Source organism: Enterococcus sp. 5H (assembly GCF_028128615.1).
Taxonomy (GTDB): domain Bacteria; phylum Bacillota; class Bacilli; order Lactobacillales; family Enterococcaceae; genus Enterococcus_L.
The window spans coordinates 1-22,066 of record NZ_AMDP01000022.1 but is presented as its reverse complement, the minus strand read 5'-3'; the positions used below and the strand labels follow the sequence as shown (position 1 = coordinate 22,066).

The window sequence follows — 22,066 nt, the reverse complement described above, 5'->3', positions numbered from 1 at the left end:
CACTAAATAATGAAATCGAAAAAAAATACCTGTTCTTCTGACAAGAACAGGCTATATAGGGGAGGAGTTAAAAATGAAAAAAATGAAAAGTGTTTTTACTTAAGTTGTTTTCTCTTGGTATGTCTATATAATACAAAGTAAATATGAACTTTTTGTGTTAAAAACTTGTGTTCTTTGAGAGCTTTTTATAAAGAAATTACATAATAGTTTCTCATTAGAAAAAAACTCTAAAATTCCTGATAAAACAAGAATTTCAGAGGTATTTTTTATCTTTTTTTAACTGCTGCATTTAAAACAATTGCAGCGATAATTAGGAAGATCCCAACCAAATAAACATTATGCAACCCAGAGTATAACATTCCACGTAATGGCGTTAGCAAATCAGCTGAAATCGTATTTGCAGTATGTGGGTTGACTAACTGATTCATCACATCGGGATCTACTTTTAATGAACTTTTAGCTAGCTCAGAAGTCGTCACAGCATTAATAATGACACCAAAAACTGAGACCATCAGGGTTTGACCGATTGTTCTAGCCAGCGTATTAAATGATGTTGCAACACCCATTTCAGAAGGTTCAACGCTACTTTGCGCGGTTACTGTAGTTGTCGTAATCGTAATCCCAAAACCAACACCTAAAACAGAAGATATCGCAAAGAACCAGATAAATGAAACAGTTGCTGGTACTAATACTAAAAAGATTCCGCCTAATAATGTAATACTTAATCCAATAGAAATAACTTTTTTGGTAGAATATTTTTCCATCAAGTGACTAGCAATAAACGAACCTACCATCCATAAAATAGACATCGGTGCTAAAACTAATCCCCCAATTGCCGCACTTTTTCCTAAAACACCTTGCATCCACATTGGAATATATACTTCCACACCCATTAAAAATCCGCTAATCAAAGCTGCTACAATATTTACAATCACAAAAGTCGAGTTTTTAAATAGAAGCAAATCAATAACCGGATCTTTCGCTCTTTTCTCAACAAAAATAAAACTAATAAAGAATAAAACCGAAGCTCCTAGACAAAGGAATACTTTCAAATCAAATCCAACATCACCAATCAATTGAAATCCTAGTAACAATGTCAATAAAACAAACATTAATTGAACACTGCCTAAAATATCCATCGGAACTTTAGATTTTTCTCGTTTTGGCTCAACTAAGAAATAGGCAATTAATCCCATCAAAACTAACCCAATTGGTACATTAATGAAGAAAATCCAGTGCCAACCAATCGTATCAACAATAAAACCACCTGCAAGCGGACCAAAAATACTCGCAATCCCCCATGCTGCACTATTTAACCCTAACATTTTTGCACGTTTATCAATTGAATAAATATCTGCAAGAATCGTCAACGCAACTGGCATAATCGCACCTGCACCAATCCCTTGAATCGCACGGGCAATAATCAACGTAATCATATTTTGTGCTAAACCACAAAGCGAAGAGCCTATAATAAAAATAATAATTCCGATTAAAAATATCGGCTTACGGCCAATTTTATCTGCTAGTTTTCCATAAATCGGTGTTAACATGGCATTTGTTAATAAATAAATTGAAAAAACCCAGTTCATAATTTCCATACCATGTAACGATCCTACAATCGTCGGCATTGCTGTTGAAACGATTGTTCCTTCAATTGCGGTCATAAATGTTGCAACAAAAACACTAATTGTTACAAGTTTGACGTTTGTTTTTCTTTCCATATTTCCCCATCCTTCTAACTTTTTAAACTTTTTCATTGTAATAACTTAAGTTTTAAATTTTTATGTACAGCTTATTATCTGGTTTTAGCTGCTTTATGTCTTTATTATCTGAGATTACTCTATTACTGACTATCTTCTACTTATTTCTTCTTCGCTATTTAGAAAAACCAGTTGCAGAACTTCAACTATTGGAGCTTTAGCTTTCAAAAATTGATGCGATCGTAACGAAGTGTAGTGATTCGCAGCAAAACAGCGCCACTAATTTTCATTAGCAGCGCCGCCTCTTTTACTCTCCCAAACTTGCTTTGATTGCATCGACTTTGTCTGTCTGCTCCCAAGGAAGTTCGATATCTGTACGACCGAAATGACCATATGCTGCCGTTTGTTTGTAGATTGGACGGCGAAGGTCAAGCATTTCTATAATTCCTGCTGGACGCAGGTCAAAGTTTTTACGAACAGCTTCAATCAATTTGCTCTCAGATACTTCACTTGTCCCGAAAGTATTGATTGAGATAGATACTGGTTGTGCTACACCGATTGCATATGCTAATTGGACTTCTGCTTTTTCAGCTAAACCGGCAGCTACAATGTTTTTAGCAATATAACGTGCTGCATAACTAGCAGAACGATCGACTTTTGTAGCATCTTTTCCAGAAAAAGCACCGCCACCATGGCGAGCATAACCACCATACGTATCTACGATAATTTTCCGTCCAGTTAAACCAGCATCCCCTTGAGGTCCGCCAATCACAAATCGACCTGTTGGATTAATAAAATACTTTGTTTCTTCATCTAGTAATTCAGCTGGTATGACATCTTCAATTACAAGTGCTTTCACATCTTTTTGAATTTGCTCCAGCGTTGTTTCTTCATCATGTTGCGTACTGATTACTACTGTATCCACTCGTTGCGGTTTGCCATTTTCATCATATTCAACTGTTACTTGCGATTTTGCGTCTGGACGTAAATAAGCTAATTTTCCTTCTTTACGTAATTCTGTCAAACGACGAACCAGTTTATGGCTTAATGAAATCGGTAAAGGCATTAGTTCAGGTGTTTCATTAACGGCAAAACCAAACATTAAACCTTGGTCTCCTGCACCAATATCATCCTTTGTATCTTTATCACCACGAGTTTCTAAAGCATCATCAACACCTTGAGCAATATCTGGTGACTGCTCATCAATTGCTACAAGTACAGCAACAGTATCTCCGTCAAAACCATATTTTGCTCGTGTATACCCAATATCTTTGAGTGTTTGACGAACGATTTTTTGGATATCTACGTAAGCTGTTGTAGAAATCTCACCGAAAACTAAAACTAAACCTGTTGTAACGCTTGTCTCACATGCCACACGGGCTGTTGGATCTTGTTCCAAAATCGCATCTAAAATAGCATCGCTCACTTGATCGGCTACTTTGTCCGGATGTCCTTCAGAAACGGATTCTGATGTAAATAAATGTCTCTCTGTCATAATGTATTCCCCCTAGTTATATTCGGTTACAAGGCATCTTTATTTAAGCTATTCTCAAATAAATCCTTTCGGGAACTTGTAACGCTTCTTAGTATACCAGATTTGTTAAGAAAAGACTTAATTTTTGCAAAAGTAAATAAAACACTTTTTATATTTAAACGATTTCCTCTTTAAATGAAAAAAGTACCATCAAAAACAGACGATACTTTTTAAAATCTTTCGATTTGGTGTAACGGTAGGATTTTCCCTTCCACCACGCCGATAATTTCTTTTTCATCAACTACCCCATAAGAACGGCTATCCGTAGAATAAGGTCGATTATCACCTAAAACAAAATATTTTCCTTTGGGAATCTTTGTTTCTCCTATTAACGAAAGGATTGATAAATCGTCCGTAAATAAGCGACCATTTTGCATTGCCGTTTGTTGTTCTTCAAGTATAAAATTTTCTTCTTTAATTGTCCCGTCAATTTGCAATTGATCGTTCTTATAAACAACCGTTTGCCCTGGTAAGCCAATCACTCGTCGAAGCTCTTTTTCACCTGTTCCAGCGTGTTTAATGTAAACTAAGTCAAAAGTTTGGATTTTTGCTTTCTTATTTATATAAACTACATCACCATCTCTTAAAGTTGGTACCATTGAATAACCTTCAACTTTGACAAATGTGAATAAAAAGAGAGAAACAAGATAAATAAGTACACTCGTGATCAAGACTGCACCCAGCAACTCAACCAGCAATATTTTTATTTTTCTACGCTTTTTTCTTTTTCTTTTTTTAGAATCTACTTTTTTCACTCGATTTTTATTGACTTTTTGTAGCTGTTTGCCTTGCTCCACTAATTTTTGTGGACGTTTTTTTTGAGGCTTTTTTGCTGAAACATCAGATTTTTTGCTTTTTTTTAAGTCATTCGACGATTTAGAATGTTTTTTTGAGTTATTTTCTAAATCCATTCGGATCACCTCAACTGTTTACTTTTGCTTTTGTAGCGCAGACTCATTGACTTTATAAAGCTCAAGGACTTTCTTCTCATATTTTTTAGCATTTTCGATATCTTTTCGATATTCTTCTACTAGCTGTGGGTTATTATAAAACTTAGTATAGTTGTTTACAGCGTTCGTTCCAAGTTCTTTAATTGCATCATAAAATCGATTAAGTGCCAACTGGCCTTCTTCCGTATTAACTGTACTAGCTCTTTTTGTTCCAAAACTACTCATTGCACTCGATAAATAACGCAAATTTCCTTCTATTTTTGTTTGGTTATCTGCACCTTGTCCTGCTCTTTCCAACTCACCATCAAAGTCTCGTAATAAATAGTAACCTTGGACAATCGAATCAGAGTCATCCGTTGTCAGATTTGTTGACTGGTAATATCTTGCATACAGTCCGCTGCCAGCAAATAATCCCACTAACAGAAGAAACAATAACGTAAGATTTCTTTGTTTTTTCTGTTGCTTGATTAGTTTTTTATTCTTAAAATAAAGTTTCTTTCGTTTTTTCTTATTCTTTGGCTTTTGTTTGCTAATTTGATTTATTTTTCTTTTAGTTCCAATACTCAGGAATAGAAAAAGGATGAAAAATAAACCAGAGAGGATTGCTAACACTAACATAACCATAAAAATCCAATCTAACGTAGTCATAAATCCTCTTCTCCTGTTCTTTTCCTATTTTTTAGCCGCTTGCTTCTTTTTGCGTCGTTCTGCTTTCTTTGCTTCTTCTTTCTTTTTGCGAACCGCACGAATAATTAAAAAGACCACGAGGATTAAAACAAAAATTCCAGCAGCAATACCGACAATTAAAGGCCAATTTAAGCCTTTTTCTTGAACTAAACCAAGATCTTCACGGTTGAATTTATCTGCTTCTTCGTTCGTAATTTCAAACTCTTCTGTCCATTCCCATTTCCGATCTCCTGACGTAGCTAGAATATGAGCACGGTATTTACCAGCAATCATTTTTTCACCAGCCATGTTAATTGGGAAAGTAATATTCGTGTTTGGCGCCATCCGCATAGATGCTTTTTTAGTTTCATACAAAACTTCATCATTTTTATCTGTCATAATTTGTGCTTCTATCGACAAATTATCTAGAAAATTTGCTTTGATATTTGAAATATCTGCATAAACTACGTTACGATAATTTGCTTGTCCGGCATAGACTTTGTTTAATTCTAATTCTGGTTTGACTTCATTATCATTTTCAGTTAAAACCATTGCGATAACATAAGCATATTTATTCACAACATTGGCGCCTTTTTGTTGCTCTTTATCTTCTTCACTATCTGTTTTTTTCAGCTGAATTCCGCCAACTATTTTTCCATCAAAAGATGTTTCCGGCATTGTAATAGCTATGTCTAATGCTTTTTCTGAATTTGCTGGAATCGTCACTGTTTCAGGTGCTTTTACAAGATCATTAAAATCATATTTCAAGGAAGCATCGTTTTTCAAGTTCGTTGGACCGTATTCGATAACGCCATTCATATTGGTTTTAGCACCATTCAAGCTTGCTTCAACTGTAATTTCTTTATCGCTTGGATTTTTCAGTAGAATTTGAACAGTTTGCTGCTGGCCTGTCTGCATTCTTAAATCAAAATAACCTGCATCGCCTCTTTGATTTTCTGGTTTCTTAATTTCATAGATAAAACCTGCTGCACCACCTGATTCACTACTATCTTCGGCGTAACTAACTGAAGATATGCTTACCAAACTAAGGGCTGCAATAAAAATGATTGTTGCTATGTATACTAATTTTTTTTTCATAAGATTTCCTTCTTTCACTTTAAGCATAAGATCACTGATCCCTAAGTGAAGGGATCAGTGTATCCAATAAACAATTTATTTTATGTGTGTAATTAAGGTGCTACTGGTGCTGGAGTATATTCAATTGACCAAGTAATGTCTGCTTGATAAGTTCCAGAAGTAATGCTTAGTCCTGCTGGTACAGTTAGTACTACTGAGTCACCTGCTAAACCAGTTGATACATCATTACGATCGTTGGTTACATCTGCTGCTGATTGACCAAATTCAGCTGTATATGTTCCTAAACCAACTGCACCTGTTGAAGATAAGTTGTCAAATACTTGTTGAGAACCGCCATCTTCAGTTAAAACAACACTTTTTGGAGTCCCTGCTGGCCAGTTTGCTTGAGGCATTGCTGAGTTTAGCATTCCGTTTGAATAAGCAATTGTTGCGCCTGCTAATTCATTTGTTCCATTTTTAAATTGTTGTGTTAAGTTTGCTCTCACTTCGTATGTGTGATCATTTCCAGCACGTTTGTCTGTCCATTGTACGAAGTTACCACGTGTAATTGCTGTTCCATCAGCTAATTTAGTTTCAACAGCTGCTGCATTGTATGTTTGAGCAGTTGGTGATACACCAATTTTTTGAGAACCAAAGTTTAAGTTAGAAACGGCATCGATTGTAATTGGTCCGCCATTTGGATTTACAGTGATTTCTTCACCTGGATCAACTACTTCACCTGGGTTTTCCGGATCAACTGGTGGGTTTGTAGTAGTATCTTCTGAGTATGTGATTGTACCTTTACCTACTAAAGTTTGTGATTCAGCACTTGCACTTACTGCTCCTACTGTTCCTGCTACCAATGTTCCTGCTAATACTAATGATGATAATGTTTTGAATTTCATTTGTGTTTCCTCCTAGTTTTGTGTGTTTGTGTGTGTTTTATGGTAACTCGGCTAATATCCAAGTTAACTCTGTTTGATATTGTACCGGATGAACTTTAACACCATCTGGTATTGATAAAGAAATAGCATTATTCCCGTAGACCGCTTGATTTTCAAAGTTTGGGTCTAAAATCGGATTGTTGCTTTCATCAACTTTTGGAAACAGTGTGTTTGGCTGATTAGATTGGTTTTCTTCAGAAGCTCCGAATGAAATCAACCATGTTCCACGTCCATGACCTTTGTCTGCATTTGCAACAGGAAAAGTTGTTCCTTGGGCGTTTAGTTGAATGATATCTTTACTAAGTTGCGGGGCTTTCTCTTGTGTATAAGCAGAATTCGCCCAAGTATTATCAAAAGAAAGAATCGAGCCTTTTAACTCTTTTTCATCTTCCTTTTGAATGACATCATTTTTAAATTGATATTCTTGTCGAACCTGTAAAGTCCAGCCCGTACCTTCTGGTCTAGAATCAGTCACTTGTAAAAAGTTTCCTCGTGCACTAGGACCATTATGGAATAGCTGCGCGTTTACATAAAAATTACGATTCTCATCTGAAATTTTATTCGCTCCAAAATTTAAAGTTGGGGCAAAATCAAACCTCAGCTGTCCATTAGTCGAAGGTCCCGGCCCTGGATCAATTGGCTCTGTTGGATTTTCTGGATCAACCGGATCTGTTGGTATTTCTCCGGTATACCGAATGGTTCCTCCTCCAACTACAGAACTTTCTTCAGCGAATACTGAGATATTTCCTATTAATATTGTCATAGCTAACAGGCTAGCAGTGAATAGAACTGTTATTTTTTTCATTCATCTGCCTCCTTATCTTTTCTTCTTTTCCAAATTACAAAGAAGAAAACAGCAAGAACAAGAATAACTCCGATTATGCCTAAAGTACCCTTAGCAATCTCACCCAATGAAGGTATTTTCCCAGCAGGTTTAGATACTGGAAATTCTGATGAACTAGTTGGTTTTGAAGTCGGTTCAGATGACGAAGGCTCTGTTGTTGGTTCCGTTGAGTCTTCATAAAATGTAATAATTCCTTCAGTAACTACTTGTCCGCCATTTTGGTTTTCAGCTGCAGTTGCACCCAAAGAAAACTGGGTAAGTAGCGCCAGAACCATCATAGAAGACAGTAAAATGAATGCTATTTTTTTTCTCATTTCATTCTCTCCTCTACTTTATGGTGCTGGCGGTGGTCCTGCCACTAATTCCCAAACAATTGTTGCTTCATAGTTTCCTGAAACAATAGACTGTCCGGCCGGAACAATCAATTTAAATCCGTCTCCATCTGGTGCCCAATTTCCACTAACATTATAAGGATTTGTATCCTCATTTTTACGTGATAGTATCGGTTGTGCAGCTCCTGTCAACGTTAGTTCATTATTACTATGAACATAACGGATAGCATTGGGAATGATTTCTGTCGGGTTATCAACATTAGCTAATGGTTCATCTAATTTTGCATTTAATGTCCAGACCTCTTGAATAGCACGCCCGTCTTTGACAACTAGATCTTCACCTTCATATGAAGGATTATTAATCGTTGTGCCTTTAGGACTAAATGTTGTTGCGCCAAAGTTAATAACATCCGGTGCTGAAACAAGTTCTAACACACCGTAGATTTCTCCCCCTGGGTTAACGACACTAGCAGTTTTTGAGTACTCGTCATGAGCCCTATCCGGATCATTTGCCCCTTCAATGAATGGAGCCGTTTCTCTAGGCGAAAAACCTAATGCTTTACCTGTATTGGTAATGGTTGTTCCAACTGCTAGCTGTTCTACTGTTGTTTTAAATGTTACAACGGCTGACTCACTAGAGTTTAAATTGCCTACTGGTATAGTTAGTAATCGAGTGCTTTCATCATACGTATAGTCCGAAGCTGTTGCTGTAACACCATTGATAGTGATGCTAGCAGTTTCTGGATCGAATATTAATCCCGCTGGAAGTGTATCTGTAATAACAACATCACGCCAAGTTGTATCAAGAGTCGCAGCTTTCCCATTTGTTGCAGTAAGTGTATAAGTTAATGTATCACCTACCTGAGTTGTTGCTCCACCTGATGAAACAACTGTTTTACTCATTTGCGGATTATCTGGCAGGCTATCAACAACTGTATATTTAGTTGCTGCTCCAAACGTAGCATCACGATAAGTCAAATTTGTAGCTGGATTAATATTTCCAGTTTCTGTATTTGTAACTGGAGGTGCTGGACTAATTGTTTCAGTGATTTTCGGCGCATTATCTTCTAAGAATATTTGTACCGTATCTCCTATATTCAAGTATCTTGGAAGATTATATGTCCAAGACCCATCTGCACTTACTGAACCAACTGTCGCTTGGCGTACACCATTAATTTCTACATAGATTTTTGCTTCTGGTTCCGCATTGGTACCCATTAGTTGTTTCGTGCTATTTGTTACTTTGCCATCTGTGACTTGAGCTGGTTCCGGAGGTGTTACATCAAGTACTTGGGTTGGTGTTTCTTCACCCACTCGATAAGGAGTTAAAACACTATTCACTAAGCTTGCACGATAAGGTGTTCCCAGCATATTTTGCCCAGCAAGCTGGAAGCCGGCTGTTGTGTGATTTTCTTTTGTCCAATGAATAAAGTTATCCGCTGTACTTACTCCAGTGTAGGTATTTCCTAAGGTATCCGTAAAATCAACATACGCCTTACGTGTTGCATCAGCATAGACAGCTTGCACTTTCGCATCACCATTTTCATCAAACGGATTTGTCCCTCCGACAGCGGTAAAACCGATCAATACTTGTCCTCGTTGACTATAGTCAGCATCTGTCACAGGGGTCCAAGTAAGAACTGGCGTACTATTCATACCTGAGATCCGCTTAAAGTTCGGACGTAAAAACTGACTAGCTAATGTAGAGTCTGAACTTGTAATTCCTCCATTAGCAACAGAATTAGTTACCATAAAAGAACCTACATTATTATAATCATAGGTAGGTGCACCATCTATTGCTGCTGAATTGTTCCAAATAGAAATATCTGAATTTAAAATTTTAAAGCTGTTCGTTCCTCTATTACTAGTATTATCTGCTAAAAATGCATTTGTTGTAGTTGTACTATTGTATGTGTTGCGAATATCAAATGATTCTGGATTATCCAAAATAAATTGGTGCCCGCCAGCGGTAGAGTTGTAGTTAATTACCCCGCCATTGTTATTTCCAACAATAAATACACTTGATCCTGGCTTAAATTCATACTTCGTATTCGATGGATTTGTCACCGTTCCACTATTCGTTCCATTGATTGCACCAAATTGCACAGTTGGAACATTCCCCGCACGAGAAAGTAAATTGACTTTCGATCCATTTTCGGCAACAAAACTAGCATTGTTTACGTTAAAATAAGAAGCTGATCCAGGCATATTAGCATTATACGTAGCATTTTCCCCAATATGAATTTGATCAAAGAACTCGTAGACAGCTGGATAAGCCGTACCACTAGCCGTATAGTTCAAATAAACAAAACTGCCTTCTCCAACGTCAAACTTTCTTGTCCCCGTTGAATTAGTATCACCACTATTACCAGTATTATCCATAAACCAAATAACTGAATAATTATAATAAGCATTTGTTCCCTTATAAAATGTATGCGGTTCAAATGTCATGCCGCCTGTATAAAAGTTTTCGGCACCTGTAACAACCGTATTGTAACCCCAAACACTAATTTCAGCTCGAGAAGCACCAATTACTCGTCCGCCAATTCGCTGATTATTATTTGTTTTAGTTTTATCATAAGGCGTGTAAACATTACCTAGACGATAACGCCACAATCTTCGATTAGATGCTCCAGATCCCCCAGTTCCCCATTGACCTCGTCCATTTACGAAAGACCATGCATTACCAAGGTTTCCTTCAAGTGCACCATACCCTGTGTTATTGGCGATTTGAATATCATGCATATGGAATACCGGAACATCTGAGAAAGCTTTGCCGAATGCTGCTAAAGAAGTTAAACCGTCAACGTTAATCGAACCATTAATCATTTCAAGCAAATGGCCTTGCCCGTCAATCTCAATTGATTCAGAACGTACAATTGCAACAGATGTTCCATAATAGATATCAGCATCTAAAACAATTTTAGACACAGCATTATTTTCAAAGGCAGCTCGAAACGCTGTCCAAGTAGAAACATGTACCACATTGGTTTCCGGCCGAAAATTATATTTTTCATTCCAAGCAGCATTTTGCTGTTCATTTAAGGAACTAAATTGTGCATTATATTCAGCTTCTGTCATACTTCCAGTAATTCCTTGATTGCCAGCAGCCCTAGACTGATAAGCACTACCATCCATATAAGCTTCCATTTCAGGCACTGTAATGTTTTCTTGATTATGCAAATCTTCTTCAGTCTGAGTAACTTGTAGTGGATCTAATCCCAGATTTACTTGACCAGTCTCAGTTGGGAGGTTTTCTTTTGCCTTTATTTGAGAAGTATTTTCAAATAAATTTAGGCTCAGAATACTTATAAATAGTATAATTGTCCCAACCAAATAAGACTTTTTTCCGATTTTCATATCTCTTCAACTCCTCCCTTTTATGATTCTTGTTCATTTGTCTTAATAAATGAACATTTATTTCAATTTTTCTTGCCAAAAATCATTTTTTTTGATAAATTCAAGTTATATCTGGAAATTTAGTATTTTATCATTGTCTTTTACTAAAGAATGGCAGTTCTTTATGTACTTAAAATAAAGACAACTAATACTAATTTTCCTCTTTTTTTTATCTTTTTATTTTGGTTTGAAAAATAGAAAACAAAAATGACCAATGAACTAATTTTAAATTTAGCTCTAACTTTCTTTTGTCACCGTCATTATTTCTACTAATACTAGTGAAAAACCGCCATGACATATTAGGGAACTAGACTTTTAACATATACCCTTTAGACCGTATAGTTTTGATATATTCAGGCCGGGCTGTATCTTCTTCTATTTTTTGTCTTAAATGAAAAATCAAATTTGATACTCGATATTGTTTTCCTTGTCCATCTTCGTCCCACACATTTTTATAGATTTCTTCATATGAAACTGCAACACCTTGCTGCGACTGCAAAAATTCAATTGTTCTAAATTCAAGCTTGGTCAAACTAATTTCTTTTCCTTGTAACAAAATACTGAAATTAGATGGCAGTAATTCAAGTCCCGAATCTTTGTCCATTTTTTTTAGTTGGCTTTTTTGTCCTTGGTGATTCTTGTAACGGTTTAATGCATTTGTTATTAACAGTTTTGATATTATTGGATCAGATTTACTATCTAAAATCCCATCAACCCCAAGCTGTAAATAAACAATGTGGTTCATTTTGTGAATTTGTTCAGAAATAATCCAAATGAATGCATCACTTTTCTTTTTTAATAAAATGATCAATTCACAAACCACACCAATATTTTGTAACTGTTGCTCATTGATAATGATAATATCCCCATTATCAGTTAGTTCTGCTGCTTCATTCTTATTGATGAGTTCAATATTTAACTCATTATCTTTTTTTAATTCTATGTACTTCTCTTTATCTTCTTCATTCAGCAAAACAAACTTTATATTATGCATATGTACTTCTCCTCTTTAGTTCCATCCACTTATCACATTTTCAAAACATTATAAATATATACGTTATTAAAATTAGATATTTTTAACATATTAATTAAATCAAAGTAAGTTTAATATATTTAATTTTATAAGTCTAGCTAATTATAATCTTTTTATTTTCCAATTTTTTAATAAAAAACTCAAAAAAATGAGAATTATGTGAATGAAATTCATTTATCTTCTTTTTTTCCAATCAGAAAAGCGCTATTTTCACATATAGATTCACATATTGATTTAAGCCAAAAAGATAAAGAAAAAAGCTTAATTATTTCTTCTAATAAATTTTAAAAAAAACTCCTTAAACCTTGGGTAATAACGGTTATAAAAGGTTTTAGAGTGTCAAAAAGAAGAAGAATAATTTGAGAATATTCTTTCTTCTGCACCCCTTAATTGATAAAATTTTGTGCAATAATTTCTATGTAAACAAAAAAACTCCAAAGTTGTCTTTGCTTCTACAACTATTGGAGGAAATCCCAAAACTATTTTCAATTTTAATATATCTATATAATTAATTTTACCTTTTCTTTACTATTTTTTTAATAGCTTTGTCATATTTGTGTGCCACTACTGAATAATAAAACACCTAAAATATTAAATAAAACCTTCCCAAACTCATTTTCTTAATACCTTGGTACTTGCTTATCTAATAACAACTTACAATTTATTCCCATAGTTCATACAAAGTTAGTCAATATCTTGCACATACTTTAAAACTGGCTAAAAAGGCGAAACTCTTTTTATATTCATTAACAAAAATTGCTAATTTTACCTTATCAGAGCATCAACTTATACCCTTTTGAACGGATCGTTTTAATATACTTCGGACGTGTTGTATCTTCTTCAATCTTTTGTCTTATATGAAAAACTAAATTTGATACACGGTACTGCTTATCATTTGCTTTATTCACTTCATTAATCCAAACATTTTTATAAATTTCTTCATAGGTGACTGCGGTTCCTTGTTTTGTATGTAAAAATTCAATTGTTTTATATTCCAATCTTGTTAAATTGATTTCTTTCCCTTTTACAACAACACTAAAGTTACATGGACGTAACTGTAAATCTGAAAGCTCAACTGATTTATGGATCTGATTTTCTTCTTCGGTGCCGATATCTTTGTATCTATCCAGTGCATTAATCATCATAAACCCACACTCTTCCAGATCACAATCCTCATTAATTATACCATCTGCTCCAAGTTGTAAGTAGGCAATCCGATTCATTTTATGTTTTCGCTCAGAAACCACCCAAACAAATGTATTGTGTTTTCTCTTTAACATAATAATCAGTTCGCAGATTATGCCGATATTTTGTGTGCGTTGTTCTGCAATTACAATACCATCATATTTTTCCGTTCTTTCAATTACTTCATCTTTATCAGTTAAACAAATCTGTAGCTGTTCATTTTTTAATGAAACAATTGACGTTTCTTGATCCGTCTCTCCTAGTAAAACAACCCCAATATTGTACATACACTAATTCTCCTTTATATACTATATCCATTAAAATGTAACAACATTTATTATTACTCACTGAACTCTATATTCATCCAGCATCAAAAAATAATCTAGATATAATTATCAAACAAAAATAAGTCTAAGCTATTTTTTTTGCTGAGTCCACTGATTTTCAATATTTTATATATCATTTTGTTAAATAAAATTCAGAATAATTGAGAATTATGTATGATACCTATCTTTTTCAGTAGATTTTTCGCTTTTATTTTATCCATGATTAGCCAACAAACTTACTTTAGTTATCTGAAAAGTAAAAAAATGATACAATAATTACGAAGGAGAGATAAACATGGAGAGATTAGAAAAGTTAAACATGCTTCAAAGTGTCTTTAGTGAGAAGAAAAAATTTATCGGGGATGGTTATTATCGGATTCGCTCAATTGATGATGTTACTTTAGAACTAACATTTCTTATTGCCGGTTCTTGTGGTGAAACCATTGTTCATCCTCAAATTACAGTTACACTAGATCAATCACAAGCAATCGGTACAAAGCTCATAGATATGGATACTTCGCCTCCTAAATTCCTTTACCGTAACTCTTCAAATGCTGATGAGATTGATGATGCATTGGATAATTTAATTGAAAAATTCTTAAGAATAAAATAAAAAGGAGCTTCAGATAAAACTATAAATAGTTTTATCTGAAGCTCTGAATATGAACAAGTGCTGAAAAATCGAACTTTTGCTCTTAAACAAGTTTTTTTCTAAAATCTCATCTTCAATTATTTTATAAAACACAAGACAAAAGAGAATTATTGTTTTTAATAAGAATTAATTTGAATAACTGAATTTATTTTTCAATAAATATATATTAGCTAAATGCTAATAATTTTACATTCGTTTACATTTTATGCACACTATGGGCACTCTCAATACCACCACAGGCTTCTTTGCAAGCTTGATTAATCAAGATAAATGAGCTTTTTGCACCATTTACGCCTCTTTTGTACATAACTTCATCAATGACTTCACATTTGTCATTTAAAGCTTCTAACCAGATGTAAATGCCTTCTTTATATGCATCTAATCCTTTTAACAAGATTTTTGTTGCTTCTTTTTCGCCATAAAATACTAGGTTTTTTCTAAAACTAGCTTCTTCTACAAAGAACCGATTAACATTATTACGGCAAAATAGATAAGTATCTTTTCCTCTTCTGTTAATCGCTTGGCTACAGCTGTTCTCTTGTACTTCCTTAGAAATGGCATTAAAAATCTCATTGTAGACTTCAACTCTTTGCATTACTGACAAAATCATATCTGTATAACTAAACATAATGCTCTCTCCTCCCATATCTAAGCAGCTAAAAACGCTGACTTATTCCTATTATAGTATTCTCTAATCTTTTATATCAAGCAATATGCTATTAATTTTGTCATTTTTTTCATCCCTATATTTATTTTTTTTAGACTTTAAAATAAAAAAAAAGCCCTAGTCCTTGTAAATACAAGGTGTTTAGGCTATTATTGATTTTTTTATTATTTTTAAATAGTTAATTTTAAACAAAAAAATATTTTATCTTTTTAAAAAAATCAAAAAAACATAAACAGTTCAAACTATTTATTTTAAAAAAGCTTATGAACAAAAATATCAAGTGGATTTTCAATGTGTACTTTTTTTCAAATTTATAATTGGATATGGTCTCCCCGCATCATCCAGTTCACTACGATCATATTCTTCAAAATCACACGCAAGATAAAATCTTAGAGCAGCTTGATTCTGTTCATTTACATCTACAAAGTGAACTGCATTTTTTTCAACTAAAAGAGCTAGTATTTGTCGTCCATATCCTTTTCCAATAAATGCTGGATCGAGAAACAGCATTTCTAACTTTTGTTCAGATACTCCTGAAAAGCCAATAATATCGTTTTGATCCAGCCAAATTTGAACCTCTACATTCGAGAAATACGTTGGCAGTTCTTTTTTTATTATTTCAAAATCAGTTGTTGATAGAAAATGATGGGTTTCTTTGACTGATTTTTCCCAGATACCAATTAATTGCGGGTAATCATTTTCAGTTGCTTGAATACTTTTTATTGATGTCATTCCGTTTTCCTTTCCTCTTTCATTTCATTTAGCTCTTCTTGTAATTCTCCAAGTAATTCAATCTGCATATTTTGCATTTGAACTAGATGCTGCTACTGATTATTAATTAGATAATCCATTTTATCGTGTAATAAATTAATTTCTATTTCTGCTTTTAGGTTTACTTGATAGTCGTTATCAGCCTGTTTGCGATCTCTTTGCTCCTGGCGATTTTGGCTCATCATAATAATCGGTGCTTGAATGGCAGCTAAACAAGACAACGCTAAATTAAGCAAGATATATGGATACGGATCAAAGGGTTTAAAAAATATCATAATAGAGTTTGCGATAATCCAAATAATTAAAATGCTAACAAAAATGAAAATAAAAGGCCAACTTCCGCCAAATTTTGCAATACTATCCGCCGTCTTTTGACCCAATGTCAATTTTTTTTCAGTGCTTGGCTTCAGCTTATCGGTGATCGTTGTATTTTCTTTAATTGTTTTAACAATTGCTTCATTTAATTGCTCCATTTTTTCTGAATCCGTTGATATTAAGTTTTTAATGTAGTCTATACGATAATTTAAGAGCTCTTGAAAGGGGATCTTTGACTCTTCTGTTAATTCAGGTTTTTGAGCTAAAATAAATGAACGAATTTCTACTTCTACATTTTTTAAGAGAACTGCATTATTGGTCATTTTAGTTTGCTCAGATTTATTTTTAGTCATTTTTTCACTCGCTCCTTAATCTAATTTATACTTATCATACAATTTTAGTTTCTTTTCAGACAATGTTTTGATTATATAATAGCAAAAAAAACTGTACAATGCGCCTTTGCACTGTACAGTTTTGGTTTTGGTATTTAATTTGCTTCTTTGTAAACATTTTTTAAGGTTAGCGGTGCAGCAAAGGTGTGATAGCTTAAGCCTTTTACTTGTGGATTCTGTAATACTGATTGCTGATTTTGACTGATAATTATCATGCCCGCTGTTGTTTCAATAGCTTCTTTTTCAGCTGCAATCAAAGTTTCCCAACGTCTTCCTAGATCAGTAGCATATTTTTGTGACGCATCATCTAACAAAGCATCAAACTTAGCATTAGAATAGTTGCGGTCATTTCCTGTACGCAACATACTCAAAGTCGAGATTGGATCTTGATAATCGGGTGTCCAGTAGATTAAGAACATATCATAGTCACTTTCACGACTTAAATTCAACGCGGTTTCAGTTGGTAAAGCTGTCACATTAATCGTTAATCCTGAGAATAGTTTTTCCAGACTGCCTTGCAGGCTTTCACCCATCTTCTTGTATGAACCATCGTCTGTTACCATTAAGTCTAGGGTAATCTTGTCCCCTAATTCTTTTTTTGCTAGTTCCCAATATTTCAACGCTTCATCTTTATCGTACTTCATTAAGTCGCCAGCTTCTTCTCTGAAGTCTACACCTGTTTCAGGATTACTTACAAATCCCTCAGTAATTGCTCCATATAAAGGTTTTGAACCGTCAGCAATGATATTATTGACTAAATTTTCTTTATCAATTCCTAGAGCCAAAGCTTTTCGCAGATTTTCATTTTTTAGCGGTGTTGCTTTGCCCTGACGCTCTTGGTTTAGACGAATATAATTCATTGTTGCAGTTGGATATGAGTGATAATCCGGATTACTTTGATTTTGTTTAGCTAACTCACCTGTAATTGTCGCAACATCCAATTGCCCATCTTCAAAAAGATTCAGTGCTGTTGAAGCTTCTTTGATTACTTCATAGTGAATATGATCTGATTTCACATTTTCGTGATCCCAGTATTTTTCATTCTTTTTGAGATCCCAGCTCAAATCTGTTTGCTTCCAATTTTCAACAATAAAGGGACCATTATAAACAGTTTTTTCTCCTGTTGTTCCATACTCTGTCCCAAATTCCTCTACTGCCTTTTGGTTTTGCGGAAAGAATGTTGGAAACGCTAAAACCGATGTGAAATAAGGCTTTGCTTCTTTTAGTTTTACTTCAAGAGTATAATCATCAATTGCTTTAACACCTAATTCATCTACTGATTTTTTGCCATCTGAGATTTCATCTGCATTTAAAATTGTATCTTTTACTAAAAAGCTATAAACGAACCCATTCGTAGGATCAATCATTTTTTTCCATGCATATTCGAAATCTTTTGCTGTTACTGGATCGTCATTACTCCAAACAGCATCTTCTCTTAGCTTAATCGTATACGTTTTACCATCATCAGAAATTTCCGGCATTTCTTTTGCTGCTGCGGGAATTAGTTCATCCTTATCGTCTAATGCATATAACCCTTCAAATGCTGCAGTTTGGACAATAGCATCTGGAAAATCCAACATCACTGATGTATCAAGTGTTGTTAACTCTGATGGTGACATCAAACTTAGCGGTTCTATTTTTTCAGCACTTTCTTTGCCTTGTTTACTGCCACATCCCGAAATGACAGCGATTGTAATTCCTAAAAATAAAATTGCTTTACTTATCTTTTTCATACATTATCCCCCAATTTCACTTTATTTCCGTTCTACTAACATCCAAACAACCACTGCCGGTTCTGCTCCGTCATTGTAGTTAATATGACCTTCATTGGCTTCTATCAATTGAGCATCTCCTGGCTTTCCGACTAAATCTTGTCCATCTTCCAAAATCGTATGAGCTTCTCCTGAAACAACGTAAGAATACTCATCTTGATCGTGTCTAGCAAAACCTTCTAAAGGTCTTTTCTCTCCTGGCTGTAATACAATAAGGCCCATTTGGACATTTTCATTCGGTTGATTATCTGAATCAAAAAAAATAGTCATTTCTTGTGGTAATGATGGTTTAATAATCATTTTATTCTTTCAACTCCTTATAATTCGTTACTTTTTTACATGATTTTATCTATTATTGCCTTATATAGTTAAGAAGTCAATAACATTTCGGAAAATTCTGAATTTTTAAAAATTATTTATTTATAAGCATACAAAAAGTAGAGAACATCAAACAAAACGAATGTTTTCTACTTTCATGTTACTGCCAATAACCTTCGTGAACTGCTGCTGCAGCTTGTTCGATTTCTGCAAATGGCCCAATAACGTTAATCTGTTTTTGACCATGACTTAATATTTCTTTAGTTGGTAAATCAAATGTGGGATTTTGTTGATTATCCCCAGTTAGTTCCAGCAACCTTTTTTCTGACATCCCGTAGACGATTGTTCCAATATTTCCCCAATAGATTGCCCCTGTACACATTGCACAAGGTTCCGCTGTCGTATACAATATGCAATCCCATAAAAATTCTTTACTGTATTTTTGTGAAGCACTAGCAGCTAAAGTCGTTTCTGCATGCCCTGTACAAATATTTTCTGTAATTTCAATATTTTCCTGCTCTAAAAGAATTGTTCCGTTTTGATCAGTCAAAAGCGCACCAAAAGGCGTATTCCCATGTTTTCGAGCATTTTTTGAGATTTCTACACAACGGCGCAATAACTGGAGATGTTGTTCTTTTGTCATACCGAGCTTGCTCCTATTCATTTAGCCTTTAAGAAAACGGTGATTGATTGTTTCAAGCATCTCTTTATCAACACCAATTGCTTGTTTTAGGTACGTTGGAATATTTCCATATTCTTTTTCGACTGTTTGATAAAAACTATCTAAATAACTGCTATCAACGTTTAGTGCTATCTGTAATGCAGCTAAATTGCTTTCAGTTAAATTCGCTGTTTTAGCTTGCTCTATAATCATAGCATTTTCTTGTTTTCTTAATTCATTCGTTATCAGATAGTCAGTATAAATTGCTTCTCTCGGTACATCCAATGATTCTAGTACCAGTAAAGCCGCAATCCCTGTTCTGTCTTTCCCTGCAAAACAATGAAATAAAATACTTTGTTCTTTTTCTAATGCTAGTATTTCTTCAAAAAAGCGATTGTATCCTTTTTGAGCGGTCGTGTTTAAAGCAATATTAGCATAGAGTTTTTCCATGTAAGCTGCTGATTTTTCTGGTGAACCAATCTTTACAAAATCCGCAATTGTTGCACCATCATCTGTCATATCTTCTAAAATATCGATATGAATGTAATCTGTTTTAGGTATAGTCTTATCTGGGCGCTCTTCAACTTCTGCTTCACTACGTAAATCGATAATTTTGCTTAAACGATAAATTTTTTCTAATCGTTGCTCGTCTTCTTTAGTTAAACTTGATAATTCCCCTGATCTTAAAAAGACATCCGTAAGAACTTTCTTGCCATCTTTATTCTTGATTCCGCCAATATCCCGAAAATTTGTAATAGTCACCATAATATTATCCCTTTTCTTTCTTTTTGTACTATTATACACAAAAATCCAACAAAAGTGTCACTTCGGCTGATCTTTGCAAAAATAAGGTCGAAGCTTAACGTAGTAGTCAGCTTCAACCTTATTTATTTTCTTATTTTTGACCAGCTTCTACATAGCTTAAATCATTCACTTTATCTAATGTATATTTGCCGTCTTTATATTTTACGGTACAAACACTGGCATTTTTTAAGCCGCCTTCTGGAATTTTGTAATCATCAAACAATGTTGCTAATAATGCTGAAATGCTTAGACCATGTGAAGCAATTAATACATTACCTGAACCTTCATTCTTCATTTCTTTTTCAACGATATCATCTAGACCCGCTTTCAGTCGAGTCGTAATTGTTTCATAATCTTCAGCAGGCCAATTAACTTTTGCTTCTTCAACATTTTTTGCATCTAATTTTGCCACACTATTTGCAAATGATTCTGGCGTCATATTTTTCATAAATTCTTCTAGAGTAACACCTTGATCGTCAGCAATATCTTGCCACATTGTGTGATTCAGATCGCCTTCGTAAGTACCAAAGTTAAATTCTCTTAAACGCTCATCTGTAATGACTTGTAAATCAGAAGATTTCTCATTTTCTTCCACAATCAAATTAGCTGTTTGAATTGCTCTTCCACTGTCACTGCTATAAGCATTTTGAAATTCAATATCTTTTAGCCCTACACCTGCAGCTGTTACAACTTCTTCACCAGCTTTAGTTAAAACAGCATCTGACCAACCTTGCACACGATCTGTTGTATTTAACATTGTTTTTCCATGTCGTACAATATACAACGTTAATTCCTCTGGTGTTTCTTTTGCAGCAGAATCTGCTTTACTATCAGTTCCATTTCCGCAACCAGCAACGACTAGTAGTCCTAGTGTTAATACCCCTAACATTCTTACAAACTTTTTCACTTTTCTTCCCCCTGTTTTACTAATTTGTTAAATCTTCCCCATTTGTTGCGATGACTTTTTTGTACCAATCAAAGGATTTTTTCTTCGAACGTGTTAATGTTCCATTTCCTTCATTGTCCCGATCTACGTAGATAAAACCGTACCGTTTTTTCATTTCCCCTGTTCCAGCTGAAACTAAATCAATACAGCCCCACGTTGTGTAACCTAATAGATCAACACCATCTTGTTCTACCGCGTCTTTCATCGCTTGGATATGTGCGGCTAAATACTCAATACGGTAATCATCAATCACATTGCCGTTTTCATCTGGCGTGTCTACCGCTCCCAAACCATTTTCTACGATGAATAACGGTTTTTGGTAACGGTCGTATAAGTCGTTCATCGTCACACGCAGTCCTAGTGGATCAATTTGCCAGCCCCATTCACTTGCTTCTAAATAAGGGTTTTTCACTGAGGCAAAAATATTTCCCGCTGTTTGTTCATTAATTGCTGGATCTGTTGATTGGACGCGTGAAGAATAGTAAGAGAACGAAATAAAATCAACTGTATGTTCTTTTAGTAAGTCTAAATCACCATCTTCGATTGGCAATTCGATGCCTTCTCTTTCCAGTTCTTTCAGTGCATAGGCTGGGTATTCGCCACGTGATTGTACATCGATAAAGAAAAAGTTTTCCCGATCTGCTTTGCGTGCGGCCCAGACATCTTCTGGTTTACATGTATAGGCATAGTTGGTCCCTGCTGCTAACATACAGCCGACTTGGTTTTCAGGATCGACTTCATGAGCAATTTTAGTTGCGATAGCACTTGCTAATAATTC

The 22,066-nt window shown here is 34.6% G+C and carries 20 protein-coding genes, 1 pseudogene and 1 riboswitch; of the genes and pseudogenes, 1 reads left to right on the top strand and 20 read right to left on the bottom strand.

Going from position 1 to position 22,066, the window contains the following annotated elements; all coding sequences use genetic code 11:
- Positions 1–266: 266 nt before the first annotated feature.
- The 11 genes from C240_RS09395 to C240_RS09345 all read right to left on the bottom strand — a co-directional run bounded on the left by C240_RS09395 (position 267) and on the right by C240_RS09345 (position 13,951).
- Positions 267–1,757, bottom strand: a complete 1,491-nt coding sequence (locus tag C240_RS09395; RefSeq protein ID WP_333908808.1) for an MDR family MFS transporter — start codon at positions 1,755–1,757, stop codon at positions 267–269.
- Positions 1,758–2,007: 250 nt separating this feature from the next.
- A complete protein-coding gene (gene metK / locus C240_RS09390) occupies positions 2,008–3,195 on the bottom strand; it encodes a methionine adenosyltransferase (RefSeq protein WP_271494589.1) in 1,188 nt (395 codons plus the stop codon).
- A riboswitch (SMK box riboswitch) is annotated at positions 3,193–3,282 on the bottom strand. (Overlaps the previous gene by 3 nt.)
- A 122-nt stretch (positions 3,283–3,404) precedes the next feature.
- Positions 3,405–4,145, bottom strand: coding sequence for a signal peptidase I (gene lepB, locus C240_RS09385; RefSeq protein ID WP_271494586.1), 741 nt, complete (start codon positions 4,143–4,145; stop codon positions 3,405–3,407).
- An 18-nt stretch (positions 4,146–4,163) separates the two neighbouring features.
- Positions 4,164–4,832 (bottom strand): hypothetical protein, encoded by a 669-nt coding sequence (locus tag C240_RS09380; protein ID WP_271494583.1) that lies wholly within the window; start codon positions 4,830–4,832, stop codon positions 4,164–4,166.
- A gap of 24 nt (positions 4,833–4,856) precedes the next feature.
- On the bottom strand, positions 4,857–5,948 hold the full coding sequence (locus C240_RS09375; protein ID WP_271494580.1) for a DUF916 and DUF3324 domain-containing protein: 1,092 nt from the start codon (positions 5,946–5,948) through the stop codon (positions 4,857–4,859).
- A gap of 92 nt (positions 5,949–6,040) precedes the next feature.
- On the bottom strand, positions 6,041–6,832 hold the full coding sequence (locus C240_RS09370; protein WP_271494578.1) for a WxL domain-containing protein: 792 nt from the start codon (positions 6,830–6,832) through the stop codon (positions 6,041–6,043).
- A 37-nt stretch (positions 6,833–6,869) separates the two neighbouring features.
- Positions 6,870–7,676, bottom strand: coding sequence for a WxL domain-containing protein (locus C240_RS09365; RefSeq protein ID WP_271494576.1), 807 nt, complete (start codon positions 7,674–7,676; stop codon positions 6,870–6,872).
- Positions 7,673–8,029: an LPXTG cell wall anchor domain-containing protein gene (locus tag C240_RS09360; RefSeq protein WP_271494574.1), complete on the bottom strand. Its 357-nt coding sequence runs from the start codon at positions 8,027–8,029 to the stop codon at positions 7,673–7,675. The genes C240_RS09365 and C240_RS09360 overlap by 4 nt, the downstream gene beginning before the upstream one ends.
- Before the next feature lie 18 nt (positions 8,030–8,047).
- The gene (locus C240_RS09355) at positions 8,048–11,407 is read right to left on the bottom strand and encodes an isopeptide-forming domain-containing fimbrial protein (protein WP_271494572.1); all 3,360 of its coding nucleotides are present in this window, start codon (positions 11,405–11,407) and stop codon (positions 8,048–8,050) included.
- Positions 11,408–11,753: 346 nt separating this feature from the next.
- A complete protein-coding gene (locus C240_RS09350; protein ID WP_271494571.1) occupies positions 11,754–12,440 on the bottom strand; it encodes a winged helix family transcriptional regulator in 687 nt (228 codons plus the stop codon).
- 812 nt (positions 12,441–13,252) lie between these two features.
- Positions 13,253–13,951 carry a winged helix-turn-helix domain-containing protein gene (locus C240_RS09345; protein ID WP_271494569.1) on the bottom strand — a complete coding sequence of 233 codons (699 nt, stop codon included), beginning with the start codon at positions 13,949–13,951 and terminating at the stop codon, positions 13,253–13,255.
- Between the two features lie 334 nt (positions 13,952–14,285).
- Here C240_RS09345 and C240_RS09340 point away from each other — a divergent pair, with 334 nt between their 5' ends.
- Positions 14,286–14,603, top strand: coding sequence for a hypothetical protein (locus C240_RS09340; protein ID WP_271494567.1), 318 nt, complete (start codon positions 14,286–14,288; stop codon positions 14,601–14,603).
- Between the two features lie 235 nt (positions 14,604–14,838).
- On the opposite strand, the gene C240_RS09335 is transcribed toward C240_RS09340, so the two are convergent.
- From C240_RS09335 to C240_RS09295, 9 genes and pseudogenes are all read right to left on the bottom strand, one after another.
- Positions 14,839–15,270 carry a hypothetical protein gene (locus C240_RS09335; RefSeq protein ID WP_271494565.1) on the bottom strand — a complete coding sequence of 144 codons (432 nt, stop codon included), beginning with the start codon at positions 15,268–15,270 and terminating at the stop codon, positions 14,839–14,841.
- Between the two features lie 327 nt (positions 15,271–15,597).
- Positions 15,598–16,041 (bottom strand): GNAT family N-acetyltransferase, encoded by a 444-nt coding sequence (locus tag C240_RS09330; RefSeq protein WP_271494563.1) that lies wholly within the window; start codon positions 16,039–16,041, stop codon positions 15,598–15,600.
- Positions 16,038–16,748, bottom strand: a pseudogene (locus tag C240_RS09325) (DUF1003 domain-containing protein). The gene C240_RS09330 and the pseudogene C240_RS09325 overlap by 4 nt, the downstream one beginning before the upstream one ends.
- A gap of 134 nt (positions 16,749–16,882) precedes the next feature.
- Positions 16,883–18,520: a peptide ABC transporter substrate-binding protein gene (locus C240_RS09320; RefSeq protein ID WP_271494561.1), complete on the bottom strand. Its 1,638-nt coding sequence runs from the start codon at positions 18,518–18,520 to the stop codon at positions 16,883–16,885.
- 21 nt (positions 18,521–18,541) lie between these two features.
- Positions 18,542–18,859 (bottom strand): cupin domain-containing protein, encoded by a 318-nt coding sequence (locus C240_RS09315; RefSeq protein ID WP_271494558.1) that lies wholly within the window; start codon positions 18,857–18,859, stop codon positions 18,542–18,544.
- A 178-nt stretch (positions 18,860–19,037) separates the two neighbouring features.
- The gene (locus C240_RS09310; RefSeq protein ID WP_271494556.1) at positions 19,038–19,520 is read right to left on the bottom strand and encodes a nucleoside deaminase; all 483 of its coding nucleotides are present in this window, start codon (positions 19,518–19,520) and stop codon (positions 19,038–19,040) included.
- A gap of 21 nt (positions 19,521–19,541) precedes the next feature.
- Entirely contained in the window at positions 19,542–20,303 is a 762-nt protein-coding gene (locus C240_RS09305) for a tyrosine-protein phosphatase (RefSeq protein WP_271494554.1), read from the bottom strand.
- 130 nt (positions 20,304–20,433) lie between these two features.
- Positions 20,434–21,249 carry a histidine phosphatase family protein gene (locus tag C240_RS09300; RefSeq protein WP_271494552.1) on the bottom strand — a complete coding sequence of 272 codons (816 nt, stop codon included), beginning with the start codon at positions 21,247–21,249 and terminating at the stop codon, positions 20,434–20,436.
- 19 nt (positions 21,250–21,268) lie between these two features.
- Positions 21,269–22,066, bottom strand: a 798-nt coding sequence (locus C240_RS09295; RefSeq protein WP_271494550.1) for a family 1 glycosylhydrolase, incomplete at its 5' end; no start/stop codon positions are given.

What these genes read in the sequence shown, in the direction of transcription:
- C240_RS09310 (WP_271494556.1), bottom strand. Translation starts at nt 19,520, where the DNA reads ATGACAAAAGAACAACATCTCCAGTTATTGCGCCGTTGTGTAGAAATC.
- C240_RS09355 (WP_271494572.1), bottom strand. Translation starts at nt 11,407, where the DNA reads ATGAAAATCGGAAAAAAGTCTTATTTGGTTGGGACAATTATACTATTT.
- C240_RS09365 (WP_271494576.1), bottom strand. Translation starts at nt 7,676, where the DNA reads ATGAAAAAAATAACAGTTCTATTCACTGCTAGCCTGTTAGCTATGACA.
- metK (WP_271494589.1), bottom strand. Translation starts at nt 3,195, where the DNA reads ATGACAGAGAGACATTTATTTACATCAGAATCCGTTTCTGAAGGACAT.
- C240_RS09340 (WP_271494567.1), top strand. Translation starts at nt 14,286, where the DNA reads ATGGAGAGATTAGAAAAGTTAAACATGCTTCAAAGTGTCTTTAGTGAG.
- C240_RS09395 (WP_333908808.1), bottom strand. Translation starts at nt 1,757, where the DNA reads ATGAAAAAGTTTAAAAAGTTAGAAGGATGGGGAAATATGGAAAGAAAA.
- C240_RS09360 (WP_271494574.1), bottom strand. Translation starts at nt 8,029, where the DNA reads ATGAGAAAAAAAATAGCATTCATTTTACTGTCTTCTATGATGGTTCTG.
- C240_RS09370 (WP_271494578.1), bottom strand. Translation starts at nt 6,832, where the DNA reads ATGAAATTCAAAACATTATCATCATTAGTATTAGCAGGAACATTGGTA.
- C240_RS09330 (WP_271494563.1), bottom strand. Translation starts at nt 16,041, where the DNA reads ATGACATCAATAAAAAGTATTCAAGCAACTGAAAATGATTACCCGCAA.
- lepB (WP_271494586.1), bottom strand. Translation starts at nt 4,145, where the DNA reads ATGGATTTAGAAAATAACTCAAAAAAACATTCTAAATCGTCGAATGAC.
- C240_RS09345 (WP_271494569.1), bottom strand. Translation starts at nt 13,951, where the DNA reads ATGTACAATATTGGGGTTGTTTTACTAGGAGAGACGGATCAAGAAACG.
- C240_RS09305 (WP_271494554.1), bottom strand. Translation starts at nt 20,303, where the DNA reads ATGGTGACTATTACAAATTTTCGGGATATTGGCGGAATCAAGAATAAA.
- C240_RS09335 (WP_271494565.1), bottom strand. Translation starts at nt 15,270, where the DNA reads ATGTTTAGTTATACAGATATGATTTTGTCAGTAATGCAAAGAGTTGAA.
- C240_RS09380 (WP_271494583.1), bottom strand. Translation starts at nt 4,832, where the DNA reads ATGACTACGTTAGATTGGATTTTTATGGTTATGTTAGTGTTAGCAATC.
- C240_RS09375 (WP_271494580.1), bottom strand. Translation starts at nt 5,948, where the DNA reads ATGAAAAAAAAATTAGTATACATAGCAACAATCATTTTTATTGCAGCC.
- C240_RS09320 (WP_271494561.1), bottom strand. Translation starts at nt 18,520, where the DNA reads ATGAAAAAGATAAGTAAAGCAATTTTATTTTTAGGAATTACAATCGCT.
- C240_RS09350 (WP_271494571.1), bottom strand. Translation starts at nt 12,440, where the DNA reads ATGCATAATATAAAGTTTGTTTTGCTGAATGAAGAAGATAAAGAGAAG.
- C240_RS09315 (WP_271494558.1), bottom strand. Translation starts at nt 18,859, where the DNA reads ATGATTATTAAACCATCATTACCACAAGAAATGACTATTTTTTTTGAT.